This window comes from Nocardia otitidiscaviarum NBRC 14405 (genome assembly GCF_000308635.1).
In the GTDB taxonomy this organism is placed as follows: Bacteria; Actinomycetota; Actinomycetes; order Mycobacteriales; family Mycobacteriaceae; genus Nocardia; species Nocardia otitidiscaviarum.
This window is the reverse complement of the sequence record NZ_BAGD01000050.1, coordinates 1-22,150: the sequence shown is the minus strand read 5'-3', so window position 1 is coordinate 22,150 and position 22,150 is coordinate 1. Positions and strand designations below refer to the sequence as shown.

Annotated in this window: 26 protein-coding genes; 10 read left to right on the top strand and 16 right to left on the bottom strand. The window is 69.1% G+C overall.

Features of this window, described 5'->3' with window-relative positions:
- Nucleotides 1–2: 2 nt before the first annotated feature.
- Both ON31_RS09125 and ON31_RS09120 read right to left on the bottom strand, forming a co-directional pair.
- Nucleotides 3–650, bottom strand: a complete 648-nt coding sequence (locus tag ON31_RS09125; RefSeq protein ID WP_051037015.1) for a DUF6875 domain-containing protein — start codon at nt 648–650, stop codon at nt 3–5.
- Between the two features lie 258 nt (nt 651–908).
- Nucleotides 909–2,300 carry a glycine--tRNA ligase gene (locus ON31_RS09120; protein ID WP_039811543.1) on the bottom strand — a complete coding sequence of 464 codons (1,392 nt, stop codon included), beginning with the start codon at nt 2,298–2,300 and terminating at the stop codon, nt 909–911.
- A gap of 201 nt (nt 2,301–2,501) precedes the next feature.
- Between ON31_RS09120 and ON31_RS09115 the strand changes: the two genes are divergently transcribed.
- Nucleotides 2,502–2,897 (top strand): ArsR/SmtB family transcription factor, encoded by a 396-nt coding sequence (locus ON31_RS09115; protein WP_228807276.1) that lies wholly within the window; start codon nt 2,502–2,504, stop codon nt 2,895–2,897.
- 2 nt (nt 2,898–2,899) lie between these two features.
- Nucleotides 2,900–3,319, top strand: coding sequence for a Fur family transcriptional regulator (locus tag ON31_RS09110; RefSeq protein ID WP_172544842.1), 420 nt, complete (start codon nt 2,900–2,902; stop codon nt 3,317–3,319).
- Between the two features lie 108 nt (nt 3,320–3,427).
- Here ON31_RS09110 and ON31_RS09105 read toward each other — a convergent pair whose 3' ends face one another.
- Nucleotides 3,428–4,396 (bottom strand): hypothetical protein, encoded by a 969-nt coding sequence (locus ON31_RS09105; protein ID WP_039811541.1) that lies wholly within the window; start codon nt 4,394–4,396, stop codon nt 3,428–3,430.
- A gap of 104 nt (nt 4,397–4,500) precedes the next feature.
- Here ON31_RS09105 and ON31_RS09100 point away from each other — a divergent pair, with 104 nt between their 5' ends.
- Nucleotides 4,501–5,118, top strand: a complete 618-nt coding sequence (locus tag ON31_RS09100) for a TetR/AcrR family transcriptional regulator (protein ID WP_029932074.1) — start codon at nt 4,501–4,503, stop codon at nt 5,116–5,118.
- A gap of 21 nt (nt 5,119–5,139) precedes the next feature.
- Here the strand turns inward: ON31_RS09100 and ON31_RS09095 are convergent, their stop codons facing one another.
- From ON31_RS09095 to recO, 4 genes are all read right to left on the bottom strand, one after another.
- A complete protein-coding gene (locus tag ON31_RS09095; RefSeq protein WP_051037014.1) occupies nt 5,140–5,820 on the bottom strand; it encodes a TetR/AcrR family transcriptional regulator in 681 nt (226 codons plus the stop codon).
- A gap of 76 nt (nt 5,821–5,896) precedes the next feature.
- Nucleotides 5,897–6,301, bottom strand: a complete 405-nt coding sequence (locus ON31_RS09090; protein ID WP_039811540.1) for a CesT family type III secretion system chaperone — start codon at nt 6,299–6,301, stop codon at nt 5,897–5,899.
- Complete coding sequence (locus ON31_RS09085) at nt 6,298–7,062, bottom strand: isoprenyl transferase (protein WP_039811539.1); 765 nt, start codon at nt 7,060–7,062, stop codon at nt 6,298–6,300. Before ON31_RS09085 ends, ON31_RS09090 begins: the two co-directional genes overlap by 4 nt.
- Before the next feature lie 152 nt (nt 7,063–7,214).
- Complete coding sequence (gene recO / locus ON31_RS09080) at nt 7,215–7,991, bottom strand: DNA repair protein RecO (RefSeq protein ID WP_039811538.1); 777 nt, start codon at nt 7,989–7,991, stop codon at nt 7,215–7,217.
- Nucleotides 7,992–8,356: 365 nt separating this feature from the next.
- Between recO and ON31_RS09075 the strand changes: the two genes are divergently transcribed.
- From ON31_RS09075 to ON31_RS09055, 5 genes are all read left to right on the top strand, one after another.
- On the top strand, nt 8,357–8,854 hold the full coding sequence (locus ON31_RS09075) for a methylated-DNA--[protein]-cysteine S-methyltransferase (RefSeq protein WP_039811536.1): 498 nt from the start codon (nt 8,357–8,359) through the stop codon (nt 8,852–8,854).
- A complete protein-coding gene (locus ON31_RS09070) occupies nt 8,851–9,585 on the top strand; it encodes a 2OG-Fe(II) oxygenase (RefSeq protein ID WP_039811534.1) in 735 nt (244 codons plus the stop codon). The genes ON31_RS09075 and ON31_RS09070 overlap by 4 nt, the downstream gene beginning before the upstream one ends.
- 43 nt (nt 9,586–9,628) lie before the next feature.
- Nucleotides 9,629–9,883: an Ada metal-binding domain-containing protein gene (locus ON31_RS09065; RefSeq protein WP_039811531.1), complete on the top strand. Its 255-nt coding sequence runs from the start codon at nt 9,629–9,631 to the stop codon at nt 9,881–9,883.
- Nucleotides 9,884–10,057: 174 nt separating this feature from the next.
- On the top strand, nt 10,058–11,482 hold the full coding sequence (locus ON31_RS09060) for an amidase (RefSeq protein ID WP_039811528.1): 1,425 nt from the start codon (nt 10,058–10,060) through the stop codon (nt 11,480–11,482).
- A 295-nt stretch (nt 11,483–11,777) separates the two neighbouring features.
- Nucleotides 11,778–12,155, top strand: a complete 378-nt coding sequence (locus ON31_RS09055; RefSeq protein WP_218007300.1) for a DUF1304 domain-containing protein — start codon at nt 11,778–11,780, stop codon at nt 12,153–12,155.
- On the opposite strand, the gene ON31_RS09050 is transcribed toward ON31_RS09055, so the two are convergent.
- Nucleotides 12,142–12,984, bottom strand: a complete 843-nt coding sequence (locus ON31_RS09050) for a helix-turn-helix transcriptional regulator (protein ID WP_039811523.1) — start codon at nt 12,982–12,984, stop codon at nt 12,142–12,144. The two genes, ON31_RS09055 and ON31_RS09050, sit on opposite strands and share 14 nt — an antisense overlap.
- Nucleotides 12,985–13,103: 119 nt before the next feature.
- On the opposite strand from ON31_RS09050, the gene ON31_RS09045 reads away from it, so the two are divergent.
- Nucleotides 13,104–14,168: an aldo/keto reductase gene (locus tag ON31_RS09045; RefSeq protein ID WP_039811520.1), complete on the top strand. Its 1,065-nt coding sequence runs from the start codon at nt 13,104–13,106 to the stop codon at nt 14,166–14,168.
- 18 nt (nt 14,169–14,186) lie between these two features.
- On the opposite strand, the gene era is transcribed toward ON31_RS09045, so the two are convergent.
- From era to ON31_RS09015, 6 genes are all read right to left on the bottom strand, one after another.
- Nucleotides 14,187–15,113, bottom strand: a complete 927-nt coding sequence (gene era, locus ON31_RS09040) for a GTPase Era (RefSeq protein ID WP_039811518.1) — start codon at nt 15,111–15,113, stop codon at nt 14,187–14,189.
- Nucleotides 15,110–15,520, bottom strand: coding sequence for a cytidine deaminase-like protein (locus tag ON31_RS09035; protein WP_081592315.1), 411 nt, complete (start codon nt 15,518–15,520; stop codon nt 15,110–15,112). The genes era and ON31_RS09035 overlap by 4 nt, the downstream gene beginning before the upstream one ends.
- Nucleotides 15,513–16,889, bottom strand: a complete 1,377-nt coding sequence (locus ON31_RS09030; protein WP_039811517.1) for a hemolysin family protein — start codon at nt 16,887–16,889, stop codon at nt 15,513–15,515. The genes ON31_RS09035 and ON31_RS09030 overlap by 8 nt, the downstream gene beginning before the upstream one ends.
- Nucleotides 16,886–17,440: an rRNA maturation RNase YbeY gene (ybeY, locus tag ON31_RS09025; protein WP_029932059.1), complete on the bottom strand. Its 555-nt coding sequence runs from the start codon at nt 17,438–17,440 to the stop codon at nt 16,886–16,888. Before ybeY ends, ON31_RS09030 begins: the two co-directional genes overlap by 4 nt.
- 22 nt (nt 17,441–17,462) lie before the next feature.
- On the bottom strand, nt 17,463–18,524 hold the full coding sequence (locus ON31_RS09020) for a PhoH family protein (protein WP_029932058.1): 1,062 nt from the start codon (nt 18,522–18,524) through the stop codon (nt 17,463–17,465).
- A 165-nt stretch (nt 18,525–18,689) separates the two neighbouring features.
- Nucleotides 18,690–19,607 (bottom strand): LysR family transcriptional regulator, encoded by a 918-nt coding sequence (locus ON31_RS09015; protein WP_039811514.1) that lies wholly within the window; start codon nt 19,605–19,607, stop codon nt 18,690–18,692.
- A 103-nt stretch (nt 19,608–19,710) separates the two neighbouring features.
- Here ON31_RS09015 and ON31_RS09010 point away from each other — a divergent pair, with 103 nt between their 5' ends.
- On the top strand, nt 19,711–20,895 hold the full coding sequence (locus ON31_RS09010; RefSeq protein ID WP_039811666.1) for an MFS transporter: 1,185 nt from the start codon (nt 19,711–19,713) through the stop codon (nt 20,893–20,895).
- 5 nt (nt 20,896–20,900) lie between these two features.
- Here the strand turns inward: ON31_RS09010 and ON31_RS09005 are convergent, their stop codons facing one another.
- Entirely contained in the window at nt 20,901–21,641 is a 741-nt protein-coding gene (locus ON31_RS09005; RefSeq protein ID WP_039811512.1) for a 16S rRNA (uracil(1498)-N(3))-methyltransferase, read from the bottom strand.
- A 4-nt stretch (nt 21,642–21,645) separates the two neighbouring features.
- Nucleotides 21,646–22,150 (bottom strand): DnaJ C-terminal domain-containing protein (locus ON31_RS09000; protein WP_039811511.1); only part of this gene is annotated, 505 nt, incomplete at its 5' end.

Genomic DNA, 22,150 nt, shown 5'->3' with positions numbered 1-22,150 from the left:
GGTCACCGGGCGGGCAGCGGGCAGGCGGAATCCTCCGGCTGCACCTCGTAGGCGGGTACCGGTGCGTCGGCGCGGGAGGTCAGGCGTCCCACCACCACCGATCGCACATGCGCCGGAATCATGGGCGCGAACTTGCGGACGTAGGCGTCCATCCATTCCGTACGGTCGAGTAGGAATGGGAAATCGGTGGTCATCATGGTGCGCACCACCAGCATGGGCAGCGGTGCGTCCAGGGGCCGAAATTCCTTGTTCCACAATCCCGGTTGATCACAGCCGGGATAGAACTGTCCCAGCATGAATCCGCGTTCCACGAAGCTGCTCTTGAATTCCGCGTGCAGATCGTCGATCAGCGAATAGTCCCCGAGGTTCGGGAACACCGTGATCAGTCCGCGCAGCACCGAGGTGGAACTACCGTTCCCGGTGGGTAATTCGGGATAGATTTCCAGGGCGTCCTCGATGATCGTGCGCATCCAGCTCAGCCGCGGCCGGACGGCCGGGACCTGTCCCAGCCAGAGCAGATCACGCCGGGTGGAGGGCCGGACGTACGGACATACCGGTCCGTCCCGACCCAGGTCGTCGCAGGGCTGGGTCAGAAAACGATCCGCCCAGGATTTGAATGAAGTTACAGTGGACCGCGCCGCGGTACACATGGATAATGACTTGTCCCCCAATGAGACCCATTGCAGGCCCGAGCGGGGACCGATTACTCGCTCGCTCATGACTCACCTCAGGCAGATAGAGCTACAGCGTCAGGCGCCGATGCCCACACACATAAATAGTGCGACGGTCATGGGTTGTTAACACGAGTAGTCGCATACCCGAATTTCTGCGTATGCCCCGAATTCTTGGGGCAGAAAGCAAAAAGAAAGGACCGGTCGATTTCGACCGATCCTTTCCTGTGATCTTATTCAGGCACCCAGCAGCCGCGTGGCCAGGTAGTTCTCCACTTGATCGAGGCCGATCCGCTCCTGCGCCATGGAATCCCGTTCCCGAACCGTTACCGCCTGGTCCTCCAAGGTATCGAAATCGACAGTGATACAGAACGGGGTACCGATCTCGTCCTGGCGGCGGTAGCGGCGACCGATGGCCTGGGCGTCGTCGAACTCGACATTCCAGTTCTTGCGCAGCCGCGCCGCGAGATCCTTCGCCTTGGGCGAGAGGTCGGCATTGCGCGACAGCGGCAGCACCGCCGCCTTCACCGGCGCGAGGCGGCGATCGAGCCGCAGCACGGTGCGCTTCTCCATCACGCCCTTGGCATTGGGCGCCTCGTCCTCGCTGTAGGCGTCGATGAGGAAGGCCATGAGCGAACGGGTCAGGCCCGCCGCGGGTTCGATGACGTACGGGGTGTAGCGCTCACCGGTGGCCTGGTCGAAGTAGTTCAGATCGTTGCCGGAATGCTCGGAGTGGGTCTTCAGGTCGAAGTCCGTGCGGTTGGCGACGCCCTCCAGTTCACCCCACTCGCTACCGGCGAAGTGGAAGCGGTACTCGATGTCGACCGTGCGGGTCGAGTAGTGCGAGAGCTTTTCCTTCGGGTGCTCGTAGAGTCGCAGGTTCTCCGGGGCGATGCCCAGATCGGTGTACCAGGCCAGCCGGGTGTCGATCCAGTACTGGTGCCACTCCTCGTCCTCGCCCGGCTTGACGAAGAACTCCATCTCCATCTGCTCGAACTCGCGCGTGCGGAAGATGAAGTTGCCCGGGGTGATCTCGTTGCGGAAGCTCTTGCCCATCTGGGCGATGCCGAACGGCGGCTTCTTGCGCGCGGTGGTCATGACGTTCGCGAAGTTCACGAAGATGCCCTGCGCGGTCTCCGGCCGCAGGTAGTGCAGGCCCTCCTCGGACTCGATCGGGCCCAGGTAGGTCTTGAGCATCATGTTGAAGTCGCGCGGCTCGGTCCACTTGCCGACGGTGCCGCAGTCCGGGCACGCGATGACCTCCATGGACACGCTGTCCGGATCGTCGATGCCCTTCTTCTCCGCGTAGCCCTCCTGCAGGTGGTCCTGCCGGTGCCGCTTGTGGCAGTTGAGGCATTCCACCAGCGGGTCGTTGAAGACCGCGACGTGACCGGAGGCGACCCACACCTGCCGCGGCAGGATGATCGAGGAGTCGAGGCCGACCACATCCTCGCGGCTGGTGACCATGGAACGCCACCACTGCTTCTTGATGTTCTCCTTGAGCTCGACTCCCAGCGGGCCGTAATCCCACGCCGACCTGGTGCCGCCATAGATCTCACCCGACGGGTACACCAGGCCCCGGCGCTTGGCCAGGTTGGCGACGGTGTCCACCTTCGACTTGGGTGCCACTCGAGATTTCTCCATCCGGTCCGGAAGATTGCAAGGGATTGGCTCCAGACTATCGGCACCGACCAAGCGGATTTGCACCCACTCGCCTCCGATGTCGCGGCCCCCACATATCCTGCCGGTGCCGACTCTCCGCGCGCCTGTTTGACATGCGCACCTGTGCATACCAATAATGGCAGTGGTTTCCAATAAGGAGTTGGTTCGATGACCGCCGACAGCGGCGCCCCCACGCGGCGATCCCGCGTGGACACCGAAGCGCCGACCGCGATCCCACACGACCCGTACCCGTACCGGTCGCCCACCCCACCTGCCGTCCCACCGCGCGGCATCCTCGACAATGCCGGGGAACTGCTGCGCGCACTGGCCGCACCCGTGCGCATCGCCATCGTGCTGCAACTGCGCGAATCGCCGCGCTGCGTGCACGAACTGGTCGACACCCTGGGTGTCACCCAGCCACTCATCAGCCAGCACCTGCGGATTCTCAAGTCCGCGGGCGTCGTGCGCGGTGAGCGGACCGGGCGCGAAGTGATCTACGAACTCGTCGACGAGCATCTGGCGCATATCGTGGTCGATGCCGTGGCGCATGCGGAGGAAGGGTGATCGTGGCGGGAAAGTCGGAAGCCAAGACGGTCGGGGTCCGCAGCACCCGTCAGCGCAGCGCCATCTCGGCGCTGCTGTCCGATATCGAGGAGTTCCGGTCGGCGCAGGAACTGCACGACGAACTGCGCAAACGAGGCGAGGGCATCGGGCTGACCACCGTCTACCGGACGCTGCAGTCACTCGCCGACGCCGGGCACGTGGACGTACTGCGTACCGACTCCGGCGAATCGGTGTACCGGCAGTGCTCCAAGGGCCACCACCACCATCTGGTCTGCCGCCACTGCGGGCGCACGGTCGAGGTGGAGGGGCCGACCGTGGAGGCGTGGGCCGACACCGTCGCGGCCGAACACGGATTCAGCGATATCAGCCATACGGTGGAGATCTTCGGCTGCTGCCGCGCGTGCGCCAACGGCAAGCGCTGAGCGCGATCGGCGACAGCCGCCACGCCGCAAGGTCGACGCACAGCACGCGACGGCGCAGCGCCCGCTCCCGAAGGAGCGGGCGCTGCGCCGATTTCGCCGGGTGATGCCTCAGGCGGCGACCGGGACCGGGGCACCGGCCGGGGCCTCGACCCGGCGGGCACGCACGGCACCCAGTCCGAGCAGGGCCAGGGCCGCGGCGGCCCAGACCAGCAGGACGGTCAGCGGTGCCGCCGCACCGGCACCGTCGAAGAACGCCACCGAGCGGAGCAGGCTGGCCGCCGCGCCCGGCGGCAGCAGCTGACCGAGGGCGCCCCAGGGCTGCGGCAGGAGTTCGGGAGCGGAGGTGGCCCCGGAGAAGGGGTTGCCGATCAGCAGCAGGGTGAGCGCGGCCAGCCCGATACCCGCGCGGCCGACGGCGGTGGCCAGTCCGACCACGGTTCCGGCGACGGTGAAGGAGACCAGACCGGCGATGGCGGCGAGTGTCCAGTAGGACCCGGGCAGGATCGACAGCCAGCCCTGCACGATGGCCATGCTCAGCAGTCCACCGGTGACGGCGAAGCCGAACAGTCCCGCGACGCGTCCGCCGACCGCGGGAATCAGCAGGGACAGCAGCACCCCGGCGGCGAGACCGGACATCACCAGGGGCAGCACCATCGCGCCGAATCCGGCACCGCGCGGATCATCGGGATCGGCGGCCACCACATCCTCGACGGGAGCGGCGGGGGTGCCGGCGAGCTGCTGACCGATGGCCGTGAGCTGTTGCGCCACCGCGGGACTCGCGCCGGAGGCGATCAGCACCCGGGGTTGTCCGTCCCCGGTCACGATGGCGCCGTACACCTCGCGCTCGTCGATGGCGGTGCGGGCGGCGGATTCGTCCGCGACGGTGGTGATCTCGAAGGCGTCCGCGTCGCGCTGGGTGAGTTTGTCGGCCACCACGGCCGATTGCGGTCCGGTCACGGCGATGGGCAGCTCCCGCGCCCCGATATTGACGGCGGGCCAGGCGAAGGCGATAAGCATGACGGCCTGGATGAGGGCGGCGGCGATCCCGAGGGCGATGGCGCGCTGGGTGGTGTTCATCAGGTGGCTCCCAAGAAAATCGGAGGCTCGTTCTCTTTGATGGGACAACCCTGACATCCGGTTGTCAGCTTGTCAAGAACGGATATTCGTTTTACTTTTGAACCATGCCCAGAGTCAGCGAAGAACACCTGGAACGCCGCAGGCAGCAGATCCTCGAAGCCGCCCAGACCTGCTTTGCCCGCAAGGGCCTGCACACCGCCACCATGCAGGACGTCTTCGCCGAGGCCGGACTCTCCGCGGGGGCCGTCTACCGCTACTTCAAGAGCAAGGACGACATCGTCGCCGCGCTCATCTACCAGGCCAGCGGCGGACTGCGCGAGTCGCTCACCGAGGCGGTGCACCGCGATCCACTGCCCACTCCACCGGAGCTGGTTCGCCTCATGGCAGAGACGATCACGCAGCAGGCCCAACCCGGCGGTCCGGTGCGACTGCTCCCCCAGGCGTGGTCGCTGGCGCTCACCAATCCCCATATCGCCGACTTCGTGCGCACCAATATCGGCAGTATCCGCGGGCTCTGGATGGAGTACGCCCGCCGGATGCGCGAGGTCGGCTGGCTACCCGAGAACGCTGACATCGAGGCCGTCGCCAAGACGCTCATGGGCATCCTGCCCGGCTACATCCTGCAGCACCTCATCATCGGCGACACCACGCCGGAAGACATCGCCCGCGGCACCGAACTGCTGTTCCCGCAGTACCGGGCCGACGAAATCGCTCCCGCCTGAACGAGATTCGCGGCGGTGCGCTCAGTCCGCGGGCTCGTCCGGCCGCAGCATGGGCACCAGGAAGCGCCGCGCGATCTCGGCCAGCCGCTCGTCGTCGTCCAGATCGACGATCCGGCTCGGGATCGCCAGGAACGACGCGCAGGTGCGCACCATGAGTTCGGCCACCAGATCGACCTGAACCGCCTCCGACACCGTGCCCGCCCGCTGCTCCTGACGCAACTGACCGGCCACGAATTGGCTCACCATGGCCACGGTGCGCCCGTCGTCGCCGATGAGCGAACTCACCAGGTGATTCGGCTCCGCGGCGATCAGGCCGCCGATCAGCGGGTTGTTCCGGATGGTGCGCAGGGAACTCACGAATCCGAGCACCACACGGTCGGCCGCGGACTCGGCGGGCGCGATATCCAGGAAGAACTGACGGAAGTACCGGCGGAACTCACGCAGTATCACCTGTTCGACCAGCAGGTCCTTGGTGGCGAAGCGGCGGTAGAGGGTGATGCGGGAGACCCCGGCGCGCCGCGCCACATCCTCCATGGTCGAGCGCTGGATGCCCAGCCAGCAGAACTGCTCGAAGGCCGCGTCGAGCAGTTTCGCCCGGGTGGGATCGGGGTCGTCGACGCGCGCGACGACCTGCTGATAGGCGCGTTCGAGCAGCGTCTCCGCATTCGGGTCCGGATTGTGAACGGGCAGCGCAGATTCCACGTGTCCTCCTGAGAGAGACAATGGTACACAGATGCGGCAGCTGTTTCATTACGTCACGGCCGCCGTATCCGAATCGCTACGGCAGCAGTCCCTGCCGGGCGCGCCCCGCCCCCGACAGCACCAGCAACAGCATGGTCGCCAGCGCCTCATCGTCCAACCCGGCCGCCGGGAAGGTGTAGCGCAGGATGACATCGGCCTGCTTGTCGTGGCCGATGACCGTGATGGAACCGAACTGGAGCCCGGCATTGCGCTCGGCGACGCGCTTGTGCAGCTGCGGTTTCAGCGGCCGGTCCCAGGCCAGCACGCAGGTCAGGGTGAGCACGTCCAGGCCAGGAGCGAGGTTCACCCCGCGCAGTGAACAGAGCGCGCCGTCGTATTGGAAGCCCAGACCGCCATCCTCCACCTGCACCGGGACGTCGTAGCGCTCGAGGCACGCACCGGCGCGGGCCTGGAGTTCCTCGGCGGTGGTCGTCTCGCTCACTTCACCCCACCGAACCGGCGGTCGCGCTTGGCGTATTCCAGGCATGCGGCCCACAGATTGCGGCGGTCGAAATCCGGGAAAAGCGTGTCCTGGAAGACGTATTCGGCGTATGCGGACTGCCACAGCAGGAAGTTGGAGCTGCGGAACTCACCCGAGGGACGCAGGAACAGGTCCACGTCCGGCATATCCGGCTCGTCCAGGAACCGGGCGAAGGTATCTTCGTTGATCTTCTCCGGATCGATCTCACCCGCCTGCACCCGGCGCGCGATTTCCCTTGCCGCATCGGCGATCTCGGCGCGACCGCCGTAGTTCACGCACATGGTCAGGGTCATCACCGTATTGTCCCTGGTGAGTTCCTCGGCGACCTCGAGTTCCTTGATCACGCTGCGCCACAGCCGCGGTCGCCGCCCCGCCCAGCGCACCCGCACCCCCATCTCGTGCATCTCGTCGCGCCGCCGCCGGATCACATCCCGATTGAAGCCCATGAGGAAGCGCACTTCATCGGGGCTGCGCCGCCAGTTCTCGGTGGAGAACGCGTACGCCGACAGCCACTTGACCCCGATCTCGATACAGCCCTCGACGGTATCCATGAGCACGGCCTCACCCCGCTCGTGCCCCGCGGTCCGCGGCAAACCCCGCTCCTGCGCCCACCGACCGTTGCCATCCATCACCAGCGCCACATGCCGGGGCACGAACTCGGCCGGAATCTTGGGCGGCGTCGCCCCCGACGGATGCGGCGACGGCGGACGCACGGCAGGCATGGCTACGGAGGACTTGCGATTACCGATCACGCCCCCAATCCTGCACCACGCCGCACAGCGCCCGACCGAGACCGTCGCTATCGCCGCCAACTCTCCACAAGTCGGCCGCGCTGCTCGCGGTCCGGAGTGCTGGCGGACACCGGGGTCGAAGATCAACCCACCTGGGAGGGGGCCGAGGCTTCGAGGGGTTCGTGGGGGCGGGTGCGTTCGATGAGGGGGAGGGTGCGGAGCTGGCGTTCCAGGTGCCATTGCAGGTGGGCGGCGATGAGGCCGGTGGCCTGGCGGCGCAGGTGGTCGGGGACGGTGTCGACCACCGACCAGTCACCGCGCTCGAGGGCGTGCATGTGGTCGAGGACGCCGAGGGCGGGGGTGGCGGCGCCGGGTGGGCGGCAGTGCACGCAGACCGCGCCGCCGGCGGCGACGTGGAAGGCGCGGTGCGGGCCGGGGGTGGCGCAGCGGGCGCAGTCGGTGAGGGCGGGGGCCCAGCCCGCGAAACCCATGGCGCGCAGCAGGAAGGCGTCCAGGATGAGTTCGTGCGGGCGGTGGGCGGCGGCGATGGCGCGCAGGGCGCCCGCGGTGAGGGTGTGCAGGCGGGGGGCGGGGGCGCGTTCCTCGCCCGCCAGCCGCTCGGCGGTCTCGAGCACCGCGCAGGCGGCGGTGTAGCGGCCGTAGTCGGCGACGATATCGGCGGCGAACGCCTCCACCGTGTGCACCTGGGTGATGGTGTCGAGGGTGCGGCCGGGATACAGCTGCACGTCCACGTAGGCGAACGGCTCCAGCCGCGCCCCGAACTTGGACCGGGTGCGCCGGGCACCCTTGGCGACCGCGCGCACCAGCCCGTGCTGGCGGGTCAGGAGCGTGACGATGCGATCGGCCTCGCCCAGCTTGTGCTGGCGCACCACCACGGCATGGTCCCGATACAAACGCACGCGGGTAAGTCTCCCACGTCGCCCCGACGAATCGCGATGTCGGCCGGAGGCGGGTCGCGACGCGGGCGGGATGGACAGCGCGGCGGAACCGGACCTGCCGACTGCGGGCGCCGGCTGGGTTCGTTCGCGGCAGCGGATCGGGCGGGGGTTCCGGACGGGCACCGCGGCACGGCGATCGTGATCACGGGGCGGCGGGGTATGGCCGGATAACGAGGCGAATTCGCTCCGGCAACGCGGAGCCGCCGTCATTCGGCCCACCGTCCGCCGGGATCTCACCCAAGGGAACGACATGTCTTATTTCCGCCAGTCATGCGGTTGCCGGGGCGGCAGAGTCGATGGGGAACGACGAGTGAGAGGAGACGGTCATGACCGTCTACACGACAATGGACAGCCCGCTCGGCGAGCTGCTGCTGGTTGGAGAGCCGGTGCCCGGGGGTGTCGCGCTCGCCTCGGTGTCGGTGCCGGGGCAGAAGGGCGGGGCGATCGTGCTGCCCGAGTGGACCCCGGACGCGGCGGCGTTCAGTACGGTCGCCACGCAGCTGCGGGAGTACTTCGACGGGACGCGCACCCGGTTCGAGCTCGAATTCGGCGGCGGTGGCAGCGAGTTCCAGCGGCGGGTGTGGCGGGCCGTCGAGGAGATCCCGTACGGCTCCACCGCCACCTACGGCGAGATCGCGGCGCGGGCGGGGGAACGGCGGCAGCGGGTACGGGTGGTCGCCGCGGCCGTCGGGGCGAACCCGCTGCTCATCGTGCGCCCATGCCACCGGGTGATCGCCGCGAACGGGGCGTTGACCGGGTACTCCGGTGGGCTACAGCGCAAGCAGCGGCTGCTGGCGCTCGAGCACGTGCTGCTACCGGCATGACCGCGGCCCGGCTCGATACCGCCGCGCAGCGGGAATACGCGGTGGCACAGCAGGATTGGGCCGGTATCGCGGCCGAACTCGACGCGTACGGCAGCGCGCTCACCGGGCCGCTGCTGGACGTCGACGAATGCCGGGCACTCACCGGCCTGTACGAGTGCGACGAACTGTTCCGCACCACCGTGAACATGCAGCGGCACCGGTTCGGTTCGGGCGAGTACCGGTACTTCACCCACGACCTGCCCGCGGTGGTGCGGGAGCTGCGGGAAGCGCTGTATCCGAGACTGCTCCCCATCGCCCGGGAGTGGGCGCGGCGGCTGGAACTGCCCGCGCCCTGGCCGGATTCGCTGCCGGAGTGGATCGCGATGTGCCACCGCGCGGAACAGTCGCGGTCGGCGCAGATCCTGCTGCGCTACGGGCCCGGCGATTGGAACGCCCTGCACCGAGACGTCTTCGGCGACATGGTGTTCCCGCTCCAGGTGGTGATCGGCCTGGACCGCCCCGGCGTGGACTACACCGGCGGCGAATTCCTCATGGTCGAACAGCGCCCGCGCGCCCAGTCCCGCGGTTCGGCGACCGCCCTGCCGCAGGGCCACGGACTGGTGTTCACCACCCGCGACCGGCCGGTGCGCTCCAGCCGGGGGTGGTCGATCGGCCCCATGCGCCACGGCGTGAGCACCGTGCGCTCGGGCCGCCGCCACACTCTCGGCCTGGTGTTCCATGACGCGGCCTAGCGGTGCATCGCCCGCCCGTGACCGCGTCCCGGCGGCTGACCGGTTGGCATACATCCTCGTAGGCGCGGACGGGCAGCCATACCCGAGCACCACCCCCGGAACACTCGGCGGACATCGCCGTGCGCGGATCTACGGCCGCCTCGACTGCCCGTCCGCCCTGCGCGCTCTGGCCCACGGGAACTATCGACGGCATCGCGTCTTCTTCGCCGACGATCACACCGCCGTCGCCGCTGGATACCGCCCCTGCGCCCGCTGTCTGCCCGCCGCCTACCGGCGCTGGAAGATCGCGCACCGTTAACAGCACCCCGGCGAGTCGCGCTCCTGTTCGCGAGGGGGAACTGGTGGCGGGACCTTCTTGCGCGATGCCGCCACCGGTTCCCCCTCGGCGCGCGGGACGGGAGGGCGGACACATTGGACGTGTGACCAGAATCGCGCTACCTTGCGAATGGGATATCAGGGAGACGGGAATCACATGACGATGGCGGCCGTGGGCGAATTGGGCTTGGCGGAACTCGCGGCGGCGCTGGCCGCCGGACAGATCGGCTCGGTCGAGGCGACCACGGCCGCGCTGGATCGGATCGAGGCCAGCCAGCCCACGCTCAACGCGTTCCGGGTGGTGGTGCGCGAGCGGGCGCTCGCCGACGCGGCGGCGGCGGATCGGCGGCTGGCCGCCGGGGAGCGGCTGCCGCTGCTCGGTGTGCCCATCGCCATCAAGGACGACACCGATCTCGCCGGTACCCCAACGGCTTTCGGCTGCGGCGGCGACTTTCCCGCCAAGACCGAGGACGCCGAATCGGTGCGGCGACTGCGCGCGGCCGGAGCGGTGATCGTCGGCAAGACCAATACCTGCGAACTCGGACAGCTCCCGTTCACCAGCGGAGACGCCTTCGGGCACACCAGGAATCCGTGGAGCGCCGAGCATACGCCGGGCGGCTCCTCCGGTGGTTCCGCCGCGGCGGTGGCGGCCGGATTGGTTCCCGCCGCACTCGGTTCCGACGGCGCGGGTTCGGTGCGCATCCCCTCGGCCTGGAACAACCTGGTGGGCATCAAACCGCAGCGCGGACGCATCTCCACCTGGCCGCTGGCCGAGGCGTTCGAGGGGCTCACCGTGAACGGCCCCCTCGCCCGCACCGTCGCCGACGCGGCGCTGCTGCTCGATGCGGCCGCCGGGCCGCATCCGGGCGACAAGCACGTCCCGCGCGCCCTGCGCGTCTCCGAGGCCGTGGGCCGCGATCCCGGCCGCCTGCGCATCGCGCTGTCCCTGCGCATCCCCTTCACCGCGACCAGGACCGCACTCGATCCGGAGGTGGCGGCGCGCGTCCATGCCCTGGCGGACACCCTGCGCGGCCTCGGCCACGAGGTGACGACGGCCGATGTGGATTACGGCGTACTCCTGGGCGCGAGCTTCCTGCCCCGCTCCATGGTGGGTATCCGGCACGCGCTCGACCGACTGCCGGGCGCGGCCGTCGACCCGCGCACCAGGCACAATGCCCTGCTCGGCCGCGTGCTCGGCCCGGCCCTGTTCGCCGCCCGCGCCGCCGAACCCCTGCTGCGCATGCGCATCGGCGCCATATACGACAGGTTCGACGTGGTGCTCTCCCCCACCACCGCCACCCCACCCCCGGGCGTCACCGAGATCGACGGCATCGGCACCATGGCGACCGACGCCCTCATCACCGCCGCCTGCCCGTACACCTGGCCGTGGAATGTGCTGGGCTGGCCCAGCGTCAACGTCCCCGCGGGCTTCACCGCCGCCGGACTGCCGGTGGGTGCGCAGCTCATGGGTCCGGCCAACTCCGAGGAGCTGCTGGTTTCGGTTGCGGCCCAACTGGAGTCGGAGCTGAAGTGGTACGAGCAGCGGCCCGCGCCGTGGTGGCTGGAGCATCCGGCGGCGTGAGCACCGACAGGCGGTAATCGGCCGGGATCGTCGATTTCCGGCCGTGTCGACGATGCTGAGGCCATTCGGCACCGCCGAAGCCACGCCGCCACATCGACGGCGCGCCCGCACCCGCTGGGCCGCGCCGAGGCGGCGTGCCTGCGGGGTGACCAATGCCGCGCCCGGTAGCATCCGCACGACCGGGCGCCCGACCGGAACCCAGATCCCTGACCCCCATCCCTGGTGAGCCGCTCGGTCCGGGTGTCTGAGACCGGATCGCTGGGAGCGAGTCCCCGACTTCGAGGAGGCCGTCGTGCTGGCAGTCGTACAGATCCTGGCCGCGCTCGCGGGTCTGGTGCATGTGGCGATCTTCTACATGGAGGCGGTGCGGTTCACCGACCCGAAGGTGCACCGCGGCATCTTCGGCGTCGCCGAGGACGAGGTGGCGGCCACGCAGCCGTGGGCGTTCAACCAGGGGTTCTACAACCTGTTCCTCGCCGTCGGCGCATTCGTCGGCGTGGCCCTGGTCCGCGCCGACGCCTCGGCCGGTTGGGCGCTGATCCTGATGAGCTGCGGCTCCATGCTCGCCGCGGCCGTGGTGCTGGTCGCCCGCTACCGCGACAAGGCGAACGCGGCCGCCAAGCAGGCTCTCTTCCCGGCCCTGACGCTGCTGGCCGCGCTCACTCAGCTGTAGGCCCGGCCGTCAGCCGGTGCAGCGCGGCCCGGCTCTCCTCGTCGGCGGCGCGATAGATCACCAGGCACTGATCCGGATCCTGCAATGGCATGAGCTGCTCGTAGCGCACGGTGAGCACGCCGAGTTCGGGGTGGTGGAACACCTTGTGGCCGCGACCGTTCACCCGCACATCCCGCTGCGTCCACCAGTGTTCGAACTCCGCACTCCCGGAACGGAATTCCTCGATCCGTTCGACCAGCACCGCATCATCGGGATGCGCGGCCCAGGCCGCGCGCAGCCCCGCGATGCCCTCGCGCATGGCGCGCTCCCGGTCACCGAAGAACTCCCGCAGGTCCGGGTGGAGCACGCACAGCCACATGGTGTTGCGCTGTCGCGGCGGCAGGGCGTCGAAATCGAGCAGCAGCAGCGACATCTCGCGGTTCCAGGCGAGGATGTCGTAGCGATGGTTGACCACCATGGCCGGTAGCGGCGACAGATCCGCCACCAGCAGCGCCAGCTCCGGAGCCGCCGTGGTGGCGGATTTGCCGTCGTCGGGACGCCGCTGCCGGGCCAGGTCGAACAGGTAGTCGCGCTCCACCTCGTCCAGACGCAGCGCGCGGGCCAGCGCCTCCAGCACCTCCGGGGACGGCCGCAGGCCGCGGCCCTGCTCCAGCCGCACCACGTAGTCCGTGCTCACTCCGGCCAGTTCGGCGACCTCCTCGCGCCGCAGGCCGGGGGTGCGCCGGTGCTGTCGCCGCGGCGGCAGACCGAGATCACGCGGGTCGAGACGTTCGCGCCGGGATCGCAGGAAGGCGGCGAGTTCCCGGGTCGTATCCACGGTGCCAGTCATCGCCCTCGATCCTACGGCCAGGGTAGGACGGGCGTTCCCAGGAAGACTCCTCCCTTACCGCCCGGTGGCCACCGCCGCAGACTCGTTGTCGACCACGACCGACGAGCACAGGAGGACCGATGACCCTCACCCTCGACACCTACCGGACGCTGGGCCGCTCCGGACTGCGGGTTTCCCCGCTCGCCCTGGGCACCATGACCTTCGGTTCGGACTGGGGCTGGGGCGCGGAGGCGAGCGAGGCGCGCAAACTGCTCGACATCTACACCGAGCGGGGCGGCAACTTCATCGACACCGCCAGCATGTACACCGGCGGCAGCTCCGAGCGGCTGCTCGGCGAGTTCACTCGCGACAACCGCGAAAGTCTGGTGCTGGCAACCAAATACACCATGCTGCGGCGGCCGGGCGACCCGAATTCCGGCGGCAATCACCGCAAGAGCATGTTCGCGTCGGTGGAGGCCAGCCTGCGCAACCTGCGGACCGACTACCTCGACCTGCTGTACCTGCACGCCTGGGACTTCCTGACCCCGGTCGAGGAGATCCTGCGCGGCATGGACGATCTGGTGCGCCACGGCAAGGTGCTGTACGTGGCCATCTCCGACGCCCCGGCCTGGCAGGTGTCACGCATGCAGACCATCGCCGACCTGCGCGGCTGGTCCCCGCTGGTGGCGTTGCAGATCGAGTACAGCCTCATCGAGCGCACGGTGGAGCGCGATCTCATCCCGATGGCCCGCGAGCTGGGCCTGGGCGTGATCCCGTGGTCGCCGCTGGGCAGCGGCGTGCTCAGCGGTAAATACAGCCGAGCCGATCTGGGTGCACCGGGTGTGGGTTCGCCCGAGGGCACCCGCAAGAACGTCGCCCTCGCCAGTGGCGCGCTCACCGAACGCGGGCTCGCCATCGCCGAGGTGGTGAAGGAGGTGGCGGCGCAGCTGGGCCGCACCCCGGCGCAGGTCGCGCTGGCCTGGACGCTGCGTAACCCTGCCGTCACCGCGCCGATCATCGGCGCGCGGACGCCCGAACAGCTCGAGGACAATCTCGGGGCGCTGACCGTGGAGTTCGATGCCGGGCAGGTGGCGCGACTGGAGGCGGCGAGCGCCGTCGACCTGGGCTTCCCGCACGAGTTCCTGACCCGCGAGATGACGCGCACCGTGACGACCGGCGGACTGACCGTCCAAGCGCGGCGGTGAGACCGCCGCGCGACCGGCTCAGAAGCCCAACTTGCCCAACTGTTTCGGGTCTCGCTGCCAATCCTTGGCGACCTTGACGTGCAGGTGCAGGTAGATACGGGTGCCGAGGATGTGCTCGATCTGCTTGCGCGCGTTGGTGCCGACCTCTTTGAGGCGGGCGCCGCCCTTGCCGATGATGATCGCCTTCTGGCTGGGGCGTTCGACGTAGAGGAGGGCGTGCACGTCGAGCATGTCCTTGGCGGACTTGGCATTCGGGTCGTCGGCGTCCACCTCGCGGGGCAGGATCTCCTCGATGACCACGGCCAGGGAGTGTGGGAGTTCGTCGCGCACGCCTTCGAGGGCGGCCTCGCGGATGAGCTCGGCCATGAGGGTTTCCTCGGGCTCGTCGGTGAGCTCGCCGTCGGGGTAGAAGGCCGGACCCTCGGGCATCTTCGAGGCGATCACATCGACGAGGGTTTCCACCTGCTCGCCCTTGACCGCCGATACCGGCACCACGTCGGCGTCGGGTCCGAGCAGTTCCGAAACCGCGACCAGTTGGTGGGCGATCTGGTCGCGGCTCACCTTGTCGATCTTGGTGACTACGCCGAGCAGGGTGGTCTTGGGGGCCATGAGCTTGATCTGCTCGATGATCCAGCGGTCGCCGGGGCCGATCTTCTCGTCGGCCGGAACGCACATGGCGATCACGTCGACCTCGGAGTAGGTGTCGCGCACCAGGTCGTTGAGCCGCTGCCCGAGCAGGGTGCGGGGCCGGTGCAGGCCGGGGGTGTCCACCAGGATCAGCTGGGCGTGCTCGCGGTGCACGATACCGCGAATGGTGTGCCGGGTGGTCTGCGGCCGCGAGGAGGTGATGGCGATCTTCTGCCCCACCATGGCATTGGTGAGCGTGGACTTGCCGGTATTCGGCCGTCCCACGAAACAGACGAAACCCGAACGGAATTCACTCATTCGAACACCTCGGATCCGGTATGTGCGTCGGAGCTCTCCGGTACGCCGGAGCGCTGGGCGGGATCGCCCTCCACGGGCCCGTCGACAATGTCGAAGACCTTGCCCTTGGCATCGGAGAAGATGATCCTCGCCGTCTCCGACACCTCGCGTACGGCGGCCACCCCCCGGTCGGAGAACGGGCTGCCGACCACCACCGCCGCCTCGAAACCCTCGGCGCCACTGGAGATCGCGGCCGCGACGGCGGCCTGCAGCGCGGTCAGCCGCAGGGCGTGCAGCGATACCTCACCGGCGGCGTAGGTGCGCCCGTCGGTGTCCCGGATCGCCGCCCCGCCGGACCACCCGGTGCGGCCCATGGCCCCGCGCGCCAGGATCAGCAGCTTGTTGTCCTCGGCATCCAGTTCAATCATCGGCCTCTCCATCCTCATTCGCGCCGGACCCGCCGACGCCGTTCACTCCGGCCGATTCGCCGTCGACCCGTTCCGATGTGGACCTACCGGCATCGGATTTCTCGGCACCGGTCTTCTCGGCGGCCCGCTTCACCACGACCGTGTGCACCCGCACCCGGCCGCGGGCGTCGGATCCGCCCTCCCCCTTCAGCACCAGTCCGTGCGCCACCGCTTTCGAACCCGGCAGCGGCACGCGTCCCAATTCGTGTGCGAGCAGCCCGCCGACGGTGTCGACGTCCTCCTCCTCGATCGCCATACCGAACAGCTCGCCCAGGTCCTCGACCGACAGTCGGGCGGAGACGCGGTATTTGCCGTTGCCGAGGTCCTCGACGTCGGGCACCTCGTTCTGGTCGTACTCGTCCACGATCTCGCCGACGATCTCCTCGAGCACGTCCTCGATGGTGACCAGTCCGGCGATGCCGCCGTATTCGTCCACCAGCACCGCCATGTGATTGCGGCGGCGCTGCATCTCGTCGAGCAGATCGTCGAGCGGTTTGGAATCCGGTACGAAGACGGCCGCGCGCATCACCTCGTGCACGCGGACCTTCCGGCTGCGATCCGCGTAGGGCACCATATCCTTCAGGTACACCACGCCGACGATGTCGTCGACGTTCTCGCCGATCACCGGAATCCGGGAGTGCCCGGACCGCACCGCCAGCGACATCGCCTGCGCCACGGTCTTCTCCGACTCGATCCACACCATTTCGGTGCGCGGCACCATGACCGCGCGGGCCGCGGTGTCGCCGAGTTCGAAGACCGACTGGATCATGCGGCGTTCGTCGTCGGCCACCACGCCGCGCTCACCGGCGAGGTCGACCACCTCGCGCAGTTCGATCTCGGAGGCGAAGGGGCCGTTGCGGAATCCCTTACCGGGGGTGATGGCATTGCCGATGAGAATGAGCAGCCGGCTCACCGGACCGAGCAGGGTGCCGATCGCCTGCAACGGCAAGGACGCCGCCAGCGCGAGCGAATACGCGTGCTGACGACCCAGTGTGCGCGGCCCGACCCCGATCACCAGGTAGTCCACCAGCACCATGACGGCGGCGGTGACGACCAGCGCCCACAGCTGATCCATCCAGTCCAGCAGGACCGCGGCCAGCAGGACCGTCGCGGTGATCTCGCACAGCACCCGCAGCAGCACCATGAGGTTCACATAGCGGGGCCGATCGGTGATGATGTGTGCCAGCCGCGCCGCGCCGGGCCGCTCGGCCCGCACCATATCGTCCACCCGGGCCGCCGAAATGGTGTTCAGCGAGGAGTCGAGCGCCGCGAAAATACCACCCAATGGCACCAGCACGATCGCCAGCGCCAGCAGAAACAGTGAATTCACGCCGGGTCCAAGGGATCTCCGGGCGCGGTGAAGCCGGTCTTGCCGAGCAGCCGCGCATCCCGCTCGGCCAGTTCGGCGCGCCGCTGGGCCTCGCGCACACTCTCGTACCAGCCCTCCAGCAGCGACGCCTGCAGGGCGAACATCTCCTTCTCCTCCTCCGGCTCCGCGTGGTCGTAGCCGAGCAGGTGCAGGACGCCGTGCACGGTCAGCAGCGCCAACTCGTGGTCGACGGAATGTCCGGCCTTGGTGGCCTGCTGGGCCGCGAATTCGGGGCACAGCACGATATCGCCCAGCATGGAGGGGCCGGGCTCACCGGCGTCGGGACGCCCGCCCGGCTCCAGTTCGTCCATGGGGAACGACATGACGTCGGTGGGACCGGGCAGGTCCATCCAGCGCATGTGCAGATCGGCCATGGTGTCGAGATCGACCAGCACCATCGACAGTTCGGCCGCCGGATGCACGTCCATCTGGCCGATCACGAAACGCGCGACACTGACCAGCTCCTCTTCGGATACGTCCATACCCGATTCATTGGCGATCTCGATGCTCACCCGCTCAGCCTATCGGCCGAGTTCAGCGCCGCTCCGCTCGGCTCGCGGCACGCCGCTGCGCGCGATTGCCCGGATAGTGCGCCGTCACCTGCGGGCGCGTCTCCGCCTCGAACCGGTCGTAGGCGTCCACGATCTGCCCGACCAGCCGGTGGCGGACCACATCCGCGCTGGTGAGCTCGGAGATATGGATGTCCTCGATGCCGTCGAGGATCTCCGTCGCCGCCCGCAGCCCCGACCGCGCACCACTGGGCAGATCGACCTGGGTGATGTCACCGGTCACCACGATCTTGGAACCGAAGCCCAACCGGGTGAGGAACATCTTCATCTGCTCGGCCGTGGTGTTCTGCGCCTCGTCCAAGATGATGAAGGAATCATTCAGCGTTCTACCACGCATGTACGCCAGCGGCGCGACCTCGATGACGCCCGCGGCCATGAGCTTGGGAATGGCCTCGGGATCCATCATGTCGTGCAGGGCGTCGTAGAGCGGGCGCAGGTACGGGTCGATCTTCTCGTTGAGCGTGCCCGGCAGGAAGCCCAGCCGCTCCCCCGCCTCGACCGCGGGCCGGGTCAGGATGATGCGGTTGACCTGTTTGGTCTGCAATGCCTGCACGGCCTTGGCCATGGCGAGGTAGGTCTTGCCGGTACCGGCCGGACCCACGCCGAACACGATGGTGTGCTCGTCGATGGCGTCGACGTAGCGCTTCTGATTGAGCGTCTTGGGCCGGATGGTCTTGCCGCGCCGGGACAGGATGTCCAGGCTCAGCACCTCCGCCGGGGAATCCGAGGAACCCTCGGTGAGCATGGAGTACGTGTGCCGGACCGCCTCGGGGGTCACCACCCGGTTGCGCGCGGTGAGCGCCACCAGCTGGGCGATGACGCGCTCCGCGAGAGCCACGTCGGCCGGTTTGCCGGTGAGAGTGACGGAATTGCCGCGGACATGGATGTCGGCGTCGAGCAGGCGTTCGAGTTCACGCAGGTTCTCATCCGCCGAACCCAGGAATCCGAACACCGATTCCGGTGCGAGTTCGATGCTCGAACGTACGGTCCGCCCCGCCGGTCCGGACCCGTTGCCGCCGGCCCCGATGCCCGCGACGGGAGTGGTCTGGTCGCCGTTTTCGCCTGGTGTTCTCAAAAGTGGCTATAGCCTGCTTTCCGGTCTCGAACGTCACCTTCGTTGATGAAAGTTTAGCGCCGTCCACCGACAGCGCCCAGTGAATATGCTGCTACCGGCAGTGCCGCTGCGAGACCGTCACCCGGTCGAGGCGGGCTGGTGACCGGGGCGCGCCGCCGCCCAGTCGAGGGTGAAATCGCGGAACCGCCGCACCGCCTCCGACGGCGCGGCGCCGGGCACCCAGATCATGCCGACGGTTCGCAGGGCATTCGAATCGGTCAGCGGCAGCAACGTCAGCCCCGGCTGGAGGCCGGTGATACGCGGGTCCTCGAGCGGCAGCAGCGCCACCCCGAGACCCACCGCGACCAGACCCGCGATGGTGCCGAGATTGCTGCATTCGAAGCCGATGCGGGGGCGGAAGTCGGCGGCGGCGCACAGGTCGTCGAGCACCCGACGCATGCCGAAACCCGGGTGCATGGCAATGAATTCGGCATCGGCGGCATCGGCCAGGCCGACCTGTCGCCGCCCGGCGAGCCGATGGTCGGCGGGCACCGCCAACGCCAGCTGCTGGCGCAGCAGCGGCCGCCAGCCCAGTCCGGGCGCGGCCGGTTTGGGCGAGACCAGGCCCAGATCGGCGCGGCCGTCGAGCACCGCCGCGGTCACCACATCGGCCGCGTCCTGGCTCAGGGTGAAGGTGATGCGCCCGGTGCGGCGACGGAAGCCCGCGATCAGTTCGGGGACCAGACGCGCGCCCAGAGAATGCTGAAAGGCCAACCGCACCACGCCTTTGGCGGGGTGCGCGAGGTCGGCGAGTTCCCGCTCCGCGGCCTCGAGTTCGGCGCGGGCGCGTCGTGCGTGCTCGTAGTAGACGCGCCCGAAGTCGTTGAGCGTGAGGCGTTTTCCGTGCCGGTCGAACAGGTGCACACCGAGGCGGCGCTCCAGGCGGGCCAGCATGCGCGACAGGGTCGGCTGGGTCAGGTGCAGGCGTTCGGCGGCCGCGCCCACCCGCTCGAGTTCGGCGAGCGTGATGAACCAGTGCAGATCGTCACTGCCCATACTCGTCCCTCCGCCGATTAGCTGCACAAATACCGATTCAGCATCAACTTCCGATTCATTATGCATTTCCTTTGTCATGCCCGGTGTGCGCATGGTGGGCAACATGAGCATCGCGGCGGCCACCGAGACCGCGTCCCGGGACAAGCGCATCATCCTCGCCCTGTTCGCGGCGGGTTTGACCACCTTCGCGTCGATGTACAGCGCCCAGGCGCTGCTGCCCAGCCTGTCGGCGGCGTTCGGGGCGGCTCCGGCGCATGCGGCGCTGGCGGTCTCGCTCACCACGGGACTGCTGGCGCTGGCGATCGTGCCGGTGAGCGTGCTGTCGAACCGATTCGGGCGCACCCGGGTGATGCGGGCGTCGGCGGTGGCGAGTTGCGCGATCGGGCTGCTGCTGCCCTTCGCGCCGACGCTCGACGTGCTGTTGGTCGGGCGCGCGCTCCAGGGGCTCGCGCTGGCCGGGGTGCCCGCCGTGGCCATGGCGTATCTGGCCGAGGAGATCGGCGGGGCCGGATTGGGCGCGGCCATGGGCGTGTACGTGTCCGGGACCAGCGTGGGCGGTCTGGCCGGGCGGCTGATTCCGGCGGTGACCCTGGAGGCGGCCTCGTGGCGCTGGGCGGGGGCGATGCTGGCGGTGGCGGCGGCGCTGTGCACGGCGTGGTTCGTGCGGGTGCTGCCACCCTCGCGGCACTTCACCCCGGTCGCCACCGATATCCGCACGCTCGCAGCGGATCTCGCGGGCCATCTGCGCCACCGCACCCTGCTTCCGCTGTTCGGCACGGCCTTCGTGCTGGCGGGCGGATTCACCGCCATGTACAACTTCCTGGGGTTCCGCCTCACCCGACCGCCGTTCGAATTGTCCGAGTCCGTGGCGGGTTCGGTCTTCGCCATGTATCTGGCGGGCACCGCGGCGGCCACCCTCGCGGGCCGCTGGGCCGACCGCCACGGTCGGCACCGCGTCCTGGTCGCGGCGATCCTGGCGATGGCGGTCGGCGTCGCATTCACCCTGCCCGACCGGCTGCCGCTGCTCCTGCTCGGCGTATTGCTCTGCACCGCGGGCTTCTTCGGCGCGCACGCGGTGGCCAGCGGCTGGGTGGGCACGGCCGCCGCCGGCAACCGCGCCGCCGCGTCGTCCCTCTACGTCTTCGCCTACTACCTGGGCAATTCGGTCATCGGCGGCGCGGCGGGCCTGGCATTCGGCCACCGGGGGTGGGCCGGGCTCGCCGCCTACGTGGCCGTACTCATCGGCGCGGCGGCGCTGCTGGCGGTGCCGCTGCGCGAACGCCCGTGATCCGGCTACCAGCGGGGTGTCAGCGCGCCCAGTGCGCCGAGGGCGACGGCCGCGGCGGTGGAGGTGCGCAGCACGGTGGGGCCGAGTAGGACGGTGTCCGCGCCCGCGGCGGCGAGGGCGGTCAGTTCGGTATCGTCCAGGCCGCCTTCGGGGCCGACGATGAGCACGATCTCGGGTGCGTCGGCGAAGGGCAGGCGGGTGAAGCGGCCGGTGCCGGATTCGTGCAGGGCGGCCACCACCGCGCCCGCGGCCTTGGCCGTGCGGACCAGGTCCAGCACGTCGGCGGTGCGGTGCAGGTCGGCCACGTCGGGGATGTAGGCGCGCCGGGACTGGCGGGCGGCCTGTTTGGCGGCACTGCGCCATTTCTCGACGGCCTTGTGCGCCTTGGCTTCCCAATTGGAGACGCAGCGGGCGGCCTGCCAGGGGACGATGGCGTCCGTGCCCGCCTCGGTCATGAGTTCCACGGCCAGTTCGGAGCGGTCGCTCTTGGGCAACGCCTGGACGACCGTCACCTGCGGGGTCGCCGGATCGGCGACCCGGCGGCCGAGGACCTTCAGTTCCAGCCGATCCTTCTGTGCCGCCACCACTTCCGATTCGGCGAGGACCCCGTGCCCGTCGGAGAGGGTGATGGGCTCACCCACCCGAATGCGACGCACCGTGGCGGCGTGCCGCCCCTCCGGACCGTCCAGGACGGCGGTGCCGCCCGGTTCGGGGACCTCGTCCAGGTAGAAGACGGTGGCGGCCACCGGGTCAGCGTCCGCTGAAGGAGGCGCGCAGCCGGGCGAACAGTCCGCTGTTGTGCTCGGACTGGGCCGTCAGCACCTCGGTGCGCTCGTTACCGCGCAGGCCCTTGTACTTGCGCAGCAGATCGGTCTGCTTGCCGTCCAGCTTGCTCGGGATGACGATGTCCAGGTGTGCGATCAGATCGCCGCGGGAGTTGGCACGCAGCTTGGGCATGCCGTGGCCGCGCAGCACCGACACCTCGCCGGGCTGGGTGCCCGCCGGAATGGTGAGCTCCACCGGACCGTCGAGGATGGTGTCGATGACCACCGTCGCGCCCAGCGCCGCGTCCACCATGGGTACGCGGATGGTGCAGTGCAGATCGTCGCCGTCGCGCACGAAGGTGTCGTGCGGCTGCTCCACGATCTCGACGTACAGATCACCGGCCGGGCCACCGCCGGGGCCGACCTCGCCCTGCGCGGCCAGTCGCACGCGCATACCGCTGGCCACACCCGCGGGAATGGGCGCGGCGATC